The organism is Frankia sp. R82 (genome assembly GCF_023716925.1).
Classification (GTDB): domain Bacteria; phylum Actinomycetota; class Actinomycetes; order Frankiales; family Frankiaceae; genus Frankia.
This window is the reverse complement of the sequence record NZ_JAMQQG010000281.1, coordinates 1-12,882: the sequence shown is the minus strand read 5'-3', so window position 1 is coordinate 12,882 and position 12,882 is coordinate 1. Positions and strand designations below refer to the sequence as shown.

The 12,882-nt window shown below is 69.8% G+C and carries 11 protein-coding genes; all 11 read right to left on the bottom strand.

Going from position 1 to position 12,882, the window contains the following annotated elements; translation table 11 throughout:
* Nucleotides 1-170: 170 nt before the first annotated feature.
* Nucleotides 171-1,397, bottom strand: a complete 1,227-nt coding sequence (locus ND747_RS20530; RefSeq protein ID WP_251735564.1) for a hypothetical protein — start codon at nucleotides 1,395-1,397, stop codon at nucleotides 171-173.
* Between the two features lie 28 nt (nucleotides 1,398-1,425).
* Nucleotides 1,426-1,785, bottom strand: a complete 360-nt coding sequence (locus ND747_RS20525) for an antibiotic biosynthesis monooxygenase (protein ID WP_251735499.1) — start codon at nucleotides 1,783-1,785, stop codon at nucleotides 1,426-1,428.
* Nucleotides 1,786-1,955: 170 nt separating this feature from the next.
* Nucleotides 1,956-4,325: a replicative DNA helicase gene (gene dnaB / locus ND747_RS20520; RefSeq protein WP_285900857.1), complete on the bottom strand. Its 2,370-nt coding sequence runs from the start codon at nucleotides 4,323-4,325 to the stop codon at nucleotides 1,956-1,958.
* 491 nt (nucleotides 4,326-4,816) lie between these two features.
* A complete protein-coding gene (gene rplI, locus ND747_RS20515) occupies nucleotides 4,817-5,266 on the bottom strand; it encodes a 50S ribosomal protein L9 (RefSeq protein WP_251735497.1) in 450 nt (149 codons plus the stop codon).
* 11 nt (nucleotides 5,267-5,277) lie between these two features.
* Entirely contained in the window at nucleotides 5,278-5,514 is a 237-nt protein-coding gene (gene rpsR / locus ND747_RS20510; protein WP_136446382.1) for a 30S ribosomal protein S18, read from the bottom strand.
* Between the two features lie 50 nt (nucleotides 5,515-5,564).
* Entirely contained in the window at nucleotides 5,565-6,152 is a 588-nt protein-coding gene (locus ND747_RS20505; RefSeq protein WP_251735496.1) for a single-stranded DNA-binding protein, read from the bottom strand.
* Nucleotides 6,153-6,215: 63 nt separating this feature from the next.
* Nucleotides 6,216-6,542 (bottom strand): 30S ribosomal protein S6, encoded by a 327-nt coding sequence (gene rpsF / locus ND747_RS20500; RefSeq protein WP_263864012.1) that lies wholly within the window; start codon nucleotides 6,540-6,542, stop codon nucleotides 6,216-6,218.
* A 314-nt stretch (nucleotides 6,543-6,856) separates the two neighbouring features.
* On the bottom strand, nucleotides 6,857-7,141 hold the full coding sequence (locus tag ND747_RS20495; RefSeq protein ID WP_251735494.1) for a hypothetical protein: 285 nt from the start codon (nucleotides 7,139-7,141) through the stop codon (nucleotides 6,857-6,859).
* A gap of 31 nt (nucleotides 7,142-7,172) precedes the next feature.
* Entirely contained in the window at nucleotides 7,173-8,303 is a 1,131-nt protein-coding gene (locus ND747_RS20490) for a glycosyltransferase family 39 protein (protein ID WP_251735556.1), read from the bottom strand.
* 97 nt (nucleotides 8,304-8,400) lie between these two features.
* Complete coding sequence (locus ND747_RS20485; RefSeq protein WP_251735492.1) at nucleotides 8,401-10,581, bottom strand: glycosyltransferase 87 family protein; 2,181 nt, start codon at nucleotides 10,579-10,581, stop codon at nucleotides 8,401-8,403.
* Nucleotides 10,582-10,653: 72 nt separating this feature from the next.
* A partial coding sequence (locus tag ND747_RS20480) for a transglycosylase domain-containing protein (protein ID WP_251735490.1) occupies nucleotides 10,654-12,882 on the bottom strand: 2,229 nt, incomplete at its 5' end.

Here is a 12,882-nt window from a genome sequence, read left to right as displayed (position 1 = left end):
CCGCCACCGCGTTGCCGCAGCACCGTGCCCTACCCGTGCTCGTGGGCCGGTGTTCGCAGATCGGTGTCCGCAGATCGGTGTTCGCAGGTCGGTGTTCTGGTGAGTGGGTTTCGTGGATCAGCGCTCTGGCGGATCAGCGTTCTGACGGGTCGATGGGGTGGGCGTCGGGGTCAGACGTCCGGATCGGTCGAGTCCGCAGGTGGCGGGCCACCAGCGCCGTCGGGTGGGGGAGCGGCGAAGGGGTAACCGGCGATCCGTCGCCCGGAGCCGCGGCCGTCGGCAGCGGACCCGGGCCCGGACTCGTCGGGCCGGCTGTCGGGATCACCCTGGTTCTCGGAGGTGCCCTCGTCCCTGGCGGGGCCGTTGCGCTCCCTGTTCCGGCCCCGAGGTGCGGAACTGCCTGGCCACTGCGGATCGGGGGCGGCGGGCAGCGCATCGAAGTCCGGCAGAAAATCCGGGATGTCGATGACCTCGTCCAGCGGTGGGAGATCCGGAGCCGGACCCGCGTCCGCCGACCGAGAGTCTCCGGATCCGGCCGAGGCACCCCCGCGGATCTCCTCGTCCCCGGTCCGGTCAGCCGACCCCGGGTCGGGCCCTGGCCCCGACGCAGACCCCGCTCCCGGTGCGGACGGCCGCCCTGACCCGCCGCTCCGGCCAGGTGGCGAGATCTGGCCGGGGAAGCCGCCGGGCCCAGGCTGGCCCCCGGCGCCCGGCTGGCCGGCGAACCCTGGTTGACCGGCAGATCCCGGTTGACCGGCAGATCCCGTCGGGTAGCCGGGATGACCCGGGTAGCCCTGGGGTCCACCCTGGCCCGGATAGCCAGCCTGACCGGGGAAACCGGCCTGACCGGCGTACCCAGGCTGACCGGGGTACCCGGCCTGACCGGGGTACCCGGCCTGACCGGGGAAACCCGGCTGCCCGGCCTGACCTGGGTAGCCGGTCGAGCCGGGGAAGCTCGGCTGCCCCGGGTATCCGGGATGGCCGGGAGCGCCAGGATGGCCCGGCGGATAACCGGGCTGCCCCGGGTAGCCGGCAGGTCCCGCCGGCCCCGGCTCGAACGCGGTACCGCCGGGGGCCGGCTGGCCGGGCTGCCGCCTGCCGGCACCCCGGGGATGGTCGGACGGCGGTCGGCGACGGCGCCACTGGTCGCGGATCACCCAGACCAGACCGAGTGAGGCGACGGTGCCGGCGAAGGGACCGACCGAATGCTCGGCGAAGATCAGGTACAGGGTCATCAGCAGCGTGGCGATGTAGCCGGTGACGAAGAAGGCGAACGGCCGGATGCGGAACTCGCGGATCCGGCCGCGCATCAGGATCGCCGGGAACAGCCAGATCCCGAAGCCGATGACCGCCGCCACCAGCGGCGCAAAGATCAGAAAGCCGAGGAAGTTCGCCATGGTCAGGGGCCGGTCCGATCAGTCGGAATCAGGATGGATCCGGCTGGACGTCGGCCACGTGCGCGACGTCGGGCGGGGCGGCGAAGTACGGCCCGAGCGCCGCCCGCCACCGGACGAACGCCTCGGATTCCCGAAATCCCACCAGGTGATCGTCGAGGGTGTCCCATTCGACGAGCAGCACGTAGCTGGACGGCGACTCGACACCGCGGGTCATCCGGGCGCCGCGGCAGCCGGTGGAGCCGACCAGCTCGGACCGGATCTGCCAGAAGGCACTCTCGAAAGCCTGCTCGGTACCGGGCCGGATCTCGAACCGGGCGAGCTCGAGTACGGCCGACGCGGCCGGCTGAGGAGAGTCCTTCGCGGCCGGACCGTTCGCGTCGTCACTCACCTGACATCTCCTCGCGTCCCACCCTCGGGTCGGTGGCCTGGCCGGCGAACCAGGTCCTGGTGCGTCCAGTGTGTCACCGCCACGGCGACCGGTGGGCTCCGCGACCGACATCCGGCCACAACCGGTGGCGGTACGGGCAACCCCGGCACCTCCCACCCGAGGAACGGGCCTCAGTTGGCCATGTCGACGAAGCGGGAGTAGTGCCCCTGGAAGGCGACGGTGACGGTGCCGGTCGGCCCGTTACGGTGCTTGGCGATGATCAGATCGGCCTCGCCGGCCCGGGCGGACTCCTTCTCCACCGCGTCCTCCCGGTAGAGCAGGATGACCGCGTCCGCGTCCTGCTCAAGGCTGCCGGACTCGCGCAGGTCGGAGACCTGAGGGCGTTTGTCGGCACGCTGCTCGGAGGCACGGTTGAGCTGCGAGATGGCGACGACGGGAACCTCGAGCTCCTTGGCCAGCAGCTTCAGCGACCGGGAGATCTCGCTGACCTCCTGCTGGCGGCTCTCGACCTTCTTCGGCGACGACATGAGCTGCAGGTAGTCGAGGATGACCAGGCGCAGGTCGTTGCGCTGCTTGAGCCGGCGGGCCTTGGCCCGGATCTCCATCATCGTCAGATGCGGGCTGTCGTCGATGAACAACGGGGCCTCGGCCACCTCCCCCATCCGCCGGGCCAGGCGGCCCCAGTCGTCCTCGGTGAGCCGACCGGTGCGGATGTTCTGCAGCGACACGCGCGCCTCGGCGGACAGCAGCCGCATAGTGATCTCGAGACGGCTCATCTCCAGCGAGAAGATGACCGATGTCATCCCGTTCTTGATCGACGCTGCCCGCGCAAAATCCAGCCCGAGAGTCGAGTTGTGCGTCGGAATGCAGGTTTCGCCCGCCAGGTAGAGATGATCCGTGTTGTCGACCTCGACGCAGCGGACCGGCACCGACGCGATCGGCCGGACGGCTGTGATACAGCGCAGGCCGACCCCCGGAAAGCCGGTCGGCTGCAGCCGCTGTGCCTTGCGGGCCAGCCGAAAGACCTGCTCCTGAGGCACAAAATCAATCGAATAGCAGGTGGAGCTCGCCTCCGAGCCGCCCTGCACCCGCTTGGTCGAAACAGTCGCCCGGTATCCCAGCGAAAGGATAAGTTCACGGACATCTCGGGCAAGCCGCGCACTGGTCGACGCGAACCGGGCAGTCGATCCATGGGTTGACACGGTGCCGTCGGCGTCCAGCAGGCCGGCCAGGAGATCGCGCCGCTGCTGCTCTGCGGCTCGCAGGTAGGAAGCCGGGATGTGTTTGTTTCCCAGCACACCCAACGAGCGCAGCCGAGACGGCACTATTTCGCAGATCTCCGCGGAGATCTCGGGATCCGTGGAGGTCAGGCTGGCCGTGGTGGACGTGCCATCGCCAAGCCATGCTCCGAGCAGGTAGGGGTCCAGGGGAAGCTCGACGGTCGGGAGTTGGAAAGGACGGGCGTTGCGCACCGCGTGGTTGGCCCGAGCGTCCGCCGTCTGGCAACGGAGGGTGCGTGCGATCTCTTCCGTCGTGACCGGCCGGGTGAGCGTTCGGACCCGGCCATCTGATCGATCCGTTGTGATGCGTCGACGGTCTCTCGTCTCGGTGATCCACTGATGCTGGGCGTCAGCCACGATCACGGACCCGTCGGAGAACTCGACCTCATAGCATGGCCGGCCGTGCATCACCTCGGTGGCAGCCACGACCTGCGTTGGCCGGCCATCGGCGCCGATCAGCTGGTCACCGACGGCCACGCGGCCCATCGTCGTCCAGCCACTCGGGGTGGGCAGCGGTGTGTCGAGCGCCAACGCCTTGCCCACGGCCGGCCGGGCCGCGACGATCCACAGCTGGCCGGCGTGCAGGCCGTTGGTGAGCTCGTCGAGGTCGGTGAAGCCGGTCGGCACGCCGGTGAGCGACCCCTCGTGCGCCTGGATCGACTCGATCTCCTCCAGGGCCGGGTTGAGCAGATCACCCAGCGGGAGATAGTCATCGGTCGTGCGCCGCTCGGTGACCTCGTAGACCGCGGCCTGGGCCCGGTCCACCACATCGCTGACGTCGGGCGCGGCGCCGAAGGCGAGCTGGACGATGCGGGTACCGGCCTCGGCCAGGCGACGCAGGATCGCCTTCTCGCCGACGATACGGGCGTAGTAGCCGGCGTTCGCCGCGGTGGGCACGCTGGAGATCAACGTGTGCAGATACCCGGGGCCACCGACCCGCTCGAGCATGTCCCGCCGGCTGAGCTCGGCCGCCACGCTGATCACGTCGGCTGGCTCGCCGCGGCCGTAGAGATCGCCGATGACCTCGTAGATGAGACCGTGAGCCGGCCGGTAGAAGTCGGCCATCCGCAGGACCTCGACGACGTCGGCGATCGCGTCCTTCGACAGCAGCATGCCGCCGAGCACGCTCTGCTCGGCCGGAAGGTCATGCGGCGGGGTCCGGTCGAACTCCGCCGGACCGCCCGTGCCACGCGAGATCTCGGTGACGCTCACGAGGCCCCCTCCCGACTCGACTCCCGACACGACCTGGCCTGCCAGCATGGGCCGGTGGAGCGCCAGTCTGACCGCACCCGTCCTTCGAACATATGTTCGTATATTCCGAGAGGGTGGTCAACCGAGCGCGCCGAGGCGCGTCCGGGCCCCGACCCTACGGACCAGCGCCACCACCGCCAAAGAGTTATCCACAGGGCCTTGTGGAAAAGATGTGGACAACGGGCCGGATCCTGGGGAGAAGCTCGGGACAGACCCTGTCCACCTGTGGACAACGCCGGCCACAAGGTGCCAGAAGCCCAGGTACGCCGCGCACATCCAGCCGCCGGCATGTGGATAACAATCCGCGGGAAAAAACTCCCGGCCGACGCGCCCCCGCCCGGCAGATCCCCCCGCAAACGCGGAAACTCCCCCGGGGCCACCCGCCTACCCACCTGTGTGGGGGCAGGGGCTCCGAGGGAGTTCCTGATGCCCGCCCGCCAGGTGCCTCTCGGTGCCCGGCGGCGAAACCGTTGGCCTGACGACCTGCGTCAGGCCAACGGCTAGGAGGCCTTGCGGACCTGGACCTTCAGCGACGCGGTCACCTCGGGGTGCAGGTGCACCGCGACGGTGTGCGCGCCGAGGGTCTTGATCGGCGTGGTCAGCTCGACCCGGCGACGGTCCAGATCGGGGCCGCCGGCGGCGGTGACGGCCGTGACGACGTCGGCCGCCGTCACGGAACCGAACAGCCGGCCTTCCTTGCCCGCACGCGTGGTCAGCTCGACCTTGAGGCCGCCGAGCTGGCCGGCGATCTCCTTGGCGTGGTCGAGGTCGCGAACCGCCCGAGCCGACCGGGCCCGCTTGATCTGCTCGACCTGGCGCTCCGCACCCCGGGTCGCCAGAATCGCGTACTTGCGCGGCACCAGGAAGTTACGCCCGTAGCCGTTCGCGACGTCAACGATGTCACCCGGGCTGCCGAGCCCGGGGACCTCCTGAGTCAGGATGAGCTTCATCGAAGGTCCCCCTACCGCGCTGTGGCGGTGTAGGGCAGCAGCGCCATCTCGCGGCTGTTCTTCACCGCGGTGGCGACGTCACGCTGGTGCTGACTGCAGTTGCCGCTTACCCGGCGTGCGCGGATCTTGCCCCGGTCGGAGATGTACTTCCGCAGCAAGGACGTGTCCTTGAAGTCGATGTACTCGACCTTGTCCTTGCAGAAGACGCAAACCTTCTTCTTGGGCTTGCGCACGGCCGCCTTGGCCATGGATGTGCTCCTACCTCGTTGTGCCGTCCTCGATGACGACGACCGGCCGCTCAAAACGGAGGCTCGTCTGAGTAGCCACCGGCCGGCTGCTGCGACCAGGGGTCATCGTTTGGTGCTCCGCCGGCGTAGCCGCCGCCGGAACCACCGGCGGGCGCCGCGGAGGCCGCGGCCGGCGTGCCGTAGCCGCCACCGCCGCCAGAGCCACCATCGCCGTAGCCACCGCCACCGCCACCGCCGGACCCGCCACCGTAACCGCCACCGCCGCCGCCACCACGGGCGGCGCGGACGACCTTCGCGGTCGCGTAACGCAGGCTCGGGCCGACCTCGTCGACGTCGAGCTCGATCACCGTGCGCTTCTCGCCCTCACGGGTCTCGAAGGAGCGCTGCTTGAGCCGACCGGACACGATGACCCGGGCGCCCTTCTGCAGCGACTCGGCCACGTTCTCCGCGGCCTGCCGCCAGACGGAGCAGCGCAGGAACAGCGCCTCCCCGTCCTTCCACTCGTTGGACTGACGGTCCAGCGTGCGCGGCGTGGAAGCGACGGTGAAGCTCGCCACCGCAGCGCCGTTCGGCGTGAACCGCAGTTCGGGGTCATTGGTCAGGTTGCCGACTACAGTTATGACGGTCTCACCGGCCATGCCCACCCTCCCTGATGTCGGTGGCCCGGGCGGACGGACGCAGTGCCGTCGCCGTGGACCGGATCATGCCGCCACTCGGCGGCTCTGGCGGGGCCGCTTCGGCTCGGGGAGCCGGATGACCTTCGTGCGCAGGACCGACTCGTTCAGCACGAGCTGCCGGTCGAGCTCGGCGACCACGGCCGGCTCGGCGTGCAGGTCGATGACCGCGTAGATGCCCTCGTGGCTCTTGGCGATCTCGTAGGCGAGCCGGCGGCGACCCCAGATGTCGACCTTCTCCACCACGCCGCCGCCCTGTCGGACGACACCGAGGTACTGGTCGAGGGACGGCGCAACGGTGCGTTCCTCGAGGTCTGCATCGAGGATGACCATCAGCTCGTAATGGCGTGCCAAGGGTGAACCCACCTCCTGTGGACTCGGCGGCCACGGATCATCCGTGGCAGGAGGGACCGCGCCCCGGATCCGTATCGCCTCGGACGAGCCTGACGCCCGCGATCCACAGGAACCGCGCGACCGGCGCATCCGGGCGATCATCGGTACACGGCGCCCATCTGTGGCAGCCCGACCACGAACCTGATGGACCAGGAGTCTGATGATCATACGATCAGTCAGGTGATCCGATCAGTCAGGTGATCGATAAGCGGCTGACCAGCAGACGGGCACATGCGCCGGCGCACGGCATGTCCCGATGAGTCTACTCGATCGGCTCAGCCGCTCCCCTCGCCGAGGTGGCCCGCGCCGACACGGCCATCTCCGAGGTGGTTTTCCTCGACGCGGCCTTCGCCGACCGCCAGCACCACACGCAGCCAGGCGGTGGCCGCTCCGGCCAACAGGACGAGATCGATCGTCACGAGCAGGCCACGAACATGACGGGACGGCGACGGGTCCGCGAGGGCGAGTCCGAGCGTCGCGAGCGCGGCAAGCAGAGCGCACCCCCCGACGAGGCCAGCCATGGTCCGTGGCGTGGCGTTCATCGCTGCACTGTCCCACATCGACGCCCACCGACAGCGACGCCCACGCCGATCAGTCGACCCACTGGCCCTGGGTGAACGCGATCACCAGCACGGCCATCACCGGGGCACAGACACTCAGATACAGCGGTGCCACCCAGCTGCGGCGGGCCGCCGCCCGGGCGAGCAGCAGATACAGCGGGAAGGCGACGAGGATGCCACGGATCCCGGAGGCGTAGTAGTTCGTGCAGGCCATGATCGTGGTCATCACGCCCACGAAGGTCGCCTCGCCCCACCGTCGTCCGACCAGCAGAATGATCGTCAGCGCGACGCCGACGACCACGGCGAGCACCTCACCGCGCCAGAACCAGACGAACGCCGACGCGCCGTTGCCGTCGGTCGCGGACGACCAGGTCGCCGCCCATCCGGACCAGGGCCAGTCGGTCCAGCGGTGCCAGCCGGCCCGCATCGCGTCGGTGTAGGACGACCAGCCGCCGGTACGCGCCCGCAGGTAGACCAGGTAGGCGAGGACCGGCACGGGCGGCAGGGCCAGCGCGAACGCCGGCCGGGCGAACACCGGCCGGCCCTGCGCCCGGCGGCTGACGACGTACTGCACCACCAGTGCCACCCCGAAGGCGACACCGCTGATCCGGGTGGATGCGGCGCCGGCGCCGAGCAGGCCGGCGAGCCACCAGCGTCCCCGTCGGGCGGCCAGCCACGAGGCGGTCGCGCAGGCCAGGAACAGCCCCTCCGAGTAGGCGGCGAACAGGAACACCGCGTAGGGAAAGCAGATCAGGCTCAGAACCGCGAACCGTGCGTCCGGCTCGCCGACCTCGTCCGCGGCCAGGCGCCACAGGGCCGCGGCGGTGACCACCCCGGCCAGCAGCGAGACGGCGAGCCCGGCGACGATCCAGTCGCGCAGGACCAGATGGGCCAGACGGATCGCCAGCGGCAGGCCGGGGAAGTCGACCTCGGTGCGGTCGGCGTACGCCGGGGACAGATAGCCGTAGCGGGCGACCTTGGTGAACAGCCCGACGTCCCAGCGATCCCACAGGGTGCGCAGCCCCGGTGTGTCCCGCGCCGGACCCGAACTCAGGGCCCGCGCCGCGGCCAGCGACAGCAGCGCCACCGCGAGTCGGCTCCCCAGCCACAGCGGCAGGGTCGCCCGCACCGCCCGCGGCACCCGCTCCCAGCGCGTGCGCACCCCGGACGCGAACCACCACGCGCCGTCCGCGGACGAGCGGTGCGGCGGCGGGCGGCGCGCCGGGGAGTCGTCCGCCGAGGAGTCGTGCACCGGCGGACTAGCCACCGGCAGGTCCCCCACCGCGGGTGTCCCCGTCATCCGCGGCGTGGCCGGTCAGGTCGTGGCCGGTCGTGTCCTGGCCGGTCAGGTCGTGGCCGGTCGTGTCCTGGCCGGTGGAGTGGGAGTCGGCGCGGCGACGGGGGCGGAACAGTGCGCCCGGTTCGACCGGACGCAGTACCGGCCGTTGCGTCTCCTCCGCCGGACGCCGCCGATCACTCACCGACGTTGTCGTCGCAGCAGCGGTCCTGTCCATGGTCACGACCGCAGACGCAGGTGTGGGTGCGGACTCCGACGCAGGTGCGGGTGCGGACTCCGACGCGGGTGTGGGTGCGGACTCCGACGCGGACGTCGTGGCATCAGGGTGGGTCGGGCGGCCCCGCCAGCCGCCGCGTACGTCGGGGGCGTGGTCGAGCACACCGCCGGCCGGGTCGTCGAGGGAGTCGGGATCGAGACCGGCGTCCGGTCGATCGGCGACGGACCTTTCCGCCAGGCCACGCCCGGTGCCCGCGCGGATGACATCGGCTCGCGGATGCAGGATCTCCCGCACCACGAACCCGGCCATCACCAGTAGGACGAAGTCACGCAGTGCCACGGCGCCGACGAACCAGCCTCGGTCAACGCCGTGACGTCCCTGGGTGTCGTTGTAGATGAAGTGCATGAACCGGGTGAACATGACCCAGAACTCGCAGATCTGCCAGACCAGGAACAGCCGCCAGCGCGGCCGGGCGAGTGCCACCAGGGGCAACAGCCACAGCGTGTACTGCGGCGAGAACACCTTGTTGCTCAGCAGGAACGCGACGACCAGCAGGAACAGCACCTGGGGCAGCCGCGGGCGGCGCGGGGCCAGCCAGGTGAGCAGGCCGATCCCGATGACCGACACCACCAGCGTCGCCGCGGTGACGATGTTGAGGGTGTGCACGGGCAGGCCGTTGTCCCGGATGCCCTGCAGGACGAACGGCACGGCCACGGCGACCGTCCCGAACGCGGCCACCGCCGAGGCGATGACCAGCCGCAGGGTGTCCGACCGGTAGACGACGAGCGCGCTGGCCACGGCGATCAGCACGATCGCGGTGACCAGGCAGATCACCAGGTGCATCGGCCCGAACCAGGACGGGTCGTGCCGGTCGGCGAGCCAGGTGGCGCCGAAGGCCACCGAGTCCCAGTCGGCACCTCGTTCGGAGTTGAGGTCGAAGAAGCGGGCCAGGGCGTTGCGTGCTCCGTCCGGGCCGCCGCCCAGCAGGTGGGTCCAGCTCCCGCCGTGCCAGAACGTGGCGAGGATGCCGTCGCCGACCCGGTCGGCCTGCTGGTCGAAGTAGCCGGCGACCAGCCACAGCGGCACCATCACCACGATGACGGTGACCAGCGCCGACACGAACGTCGTGAGCCATGTGCGGACCTTGCCCGCGCGCAGGCACAGGAACAACAGGCCGAGCAGGAACAACGCCGGGTACAACTTGGTCAGGACTCCGAGCCCGAGCAGCACCCCGGCCAGGCGGGGCGCCCGTCTGGACCAGGCGAGCAGGCCACCGGCGGCGAACGCGACCGCCAGGATGTCCCAGTTGGTCAACAGATGCAGCACGAGAGCCGGGGCGACGGCGAACAGCGCGGCGTCCCAGACCCGCCGAGATCCCGCGGTCAGTGCGGTACAGAGGACCGCCACACATGCCGCGACCAGAAACAGCAGCGCGGTGAGGTCGTAGAAGACGGCCGAACGTCGGTCCATCGTGTAGTGATCGACGACCTGCTGGCCGTTGTCCACCCGGTAGACCGGTTTCGGCCCGGCGGCCAGCCTGGCCGGCCAGGCGATGAGCGCCATCGCCGCGCCGATCAGCGGCGGGTACTCCGTCGGGTAGTCCAGATAGGGGATCTTCCCGTCGACGAGGCCCTCCTGGCTGTAGAGGGCGACCACGTCGGAGTAGCACAGCGCGCTGTACTGGTATTCGTGCGTCCAGTTCCGGGTGTCCCGGCAGCTGGCCTTCTGGGCATAGCCGAGCAGCGATGTGAGGATGACCAGCGCCATCAGGATCCGCAACGGCGTCAACCAGGCACGCCGCCCGGGCCCGGCGGCGTGCGCGCCGGGCGGCCCACCGATCAGCTGGCTCGCGCCCCCGACGACCGGGTCCTCCCGAGCCGGGCTGACGCGGGCGGATGACGCCTGTGTCGTGGCCATGGGCGCCATTCTCACCCACCGTCGTGGGAGATCATTCCGCCCACCTGCCCGACCAGGCCGGACGGGGGACCCCTTTCCCCATCATCCGCCCGGGAGGGGATCGACGAAGATGCCCGTCTGCCGGGGCCGGGTCCCGCGGTTGTCTCCGGGCTGCTGCTGGCCACCGGTTGTACCACCACCACCGCCGCCACCTGCACCGTTGTTGACGCCGCCGTTGCCGTTGCCGTTGCCGCCGAACAGGTCACCGAGGTTGATACCGGTTCCGGTCTGGCTGGAGTCCGGCGCCGCGGTCATGGTCGGGGTCGGCTCGGGCGGAGCGTTGTCCTGCACCATGCCGCCGAAGGCCGGCGGGTCGAAGGTGGATTTCGGCACGCCCTGCAGGGCGGCGTCCATGAACGCCTTCCAGACCTGCGCCGGCAGCGTTCCGCCGTACACCCCGTCCGGCGCACCAGGAATGCCGCGCAGCTGGTCGGTGACGAGTCCCTTGCCCCGGAACATGTCGACGCAGGAGGCGATCTCCTTGGTATAGCCGCAGAACCAGGCGGACCGGAAGTCCGTTGAGGTGCCGGTCTTGCCGGCGGCTTCACGACCGCCGGCGAGCGCGGCCCGATGGCCGGTGCCGGACGGGTCGGTGATGACGCTCTGCAGGGCGTAGGTCGCGTCCCGGGCGACCGCGGCGGGGATGACCTGCTTGGGGTTCTGCACGGCGCCGTTGTAGATCACCTGGCCACTGCCGTCGACAACCTTGTCGACAATGTGCGGGGTGGCTCGCACCCCGTTGCTGGCGAGCACCGAATAGACCGAGGTCATGTCGATGGGGAACACGGTGTCCTTGCCCAGGGTGATACCGGCCTCGGATTTCAGGTCCGACTTGTTGCGGATACCAAGGGCGCGCGCGGTGGAAATGATGTTGTTGACACCAATGCTCTGACCCAACGGGACGTACACCGTGTTGATCGATGCCGCGGTCGCCTGGATCAGGTCCTTGTAACCCAGGTCGCCGCCCTCGCTCTCGTCGTTCTCCACCACATAGCCGGGGAGATACGCCTTCGCGGGAGCAGCGAAGGTGGACTTCAGGTTGATGTTCTTCTGCAGCGCGGCGACCAGCGTGATCGTCTTGAAGGTGGACGCGGACTGCACCTGTGCCCCGGAGACGTTGTCCTCGTAGGCCTCGTGACCCTGGGCGTCCTTGCCATAGAGCGAACCGCCGTACCAGGCAAGGATGCGCCCGGTGCCGGGTTCGACGGCGGACAGCCCGGTCCGTAGATCCGGTACGGCCGAGTATGCCCTGCTCAGCACCTGGTTGACGGCCTGGAAGGAGGCTATCTGGCGACTCTGGTCGATCGTGGTCGTGATCCGCAGACCGTCCTGGTTGATCTGGTCCTCCGTGATTCCCGCGTCCTTCAGTTCGCGGATGACCTCGTCACGGATGTAGGCGACCTGCGCGGAGGTGGCGGCGGTGTTCTGTTCCGCCTTGGGTATGACGGGCGGTGGCTGGGTGCTCGTGATGGACGCCGGTGCCCAGCCCTGTTCGGCCATGGTCGCGACCACCTCGTGCCACCGGGTGGCGGCCGGACCGGGATTCTTCGCCGGGTCGAGATAGTTGGGCGACCGGATCAGGCCGGCCAGCACCGCGCCCTGCTCGGCAGTGAGCTGCGCGGCCGTCGTGTTGAAGTAGGCCTTGGCCGCCGCCTCGATCCCATAGGAGTTGCGGCCGAAGTAGATCGTGTTCAGGTAGAACTCGAGGATCTTGTCCTTCGAGTACTTGCGGTCCAGCTTCACCGCGAGCACGATTTCCCGCATCTTGCGGGTGAACGTGCGTTCCTGACTGAGGTACGCGTTCTTCGCGTACTGCTGCGTGATGGTCGAGCCACCCTGCAGATCGCCGCCAGTGAGGTTGATGTACAGCGCCCGGGCGATGCCCTTCGGCGAGATACCCGGCTCGCTGTAGAACCGCTTGTCCTCGGCTGCGAGTGCCGCGTGCTGCATGGCCTTCGAGACCTGGGCCAGCGGAACGTCGGTGCGGTTCACCGTGCCGATTCGCACCATCTCGGCCCCGGTGCTCTGCTGGGCCGACGGCGGACCGTAGTAGATGATCGAGGTCTGGGCGGTCTTGACCTCGTCCGGCAGCGGCACCCGGGTGGCCGCGTAGATCACGGCGATACCGGCGACGAACAGCAGGATCGAGGAGAACACCCCGGCAAGCACCAGCCGGCGCAGCCACCGCGGCCGGCGCCGCCACCACATCGGGCCACGGCTGCCCTGGCCCGGTCGGCCCGGTCGGCCCGGCTGGCCCGGTCGGCCACCACC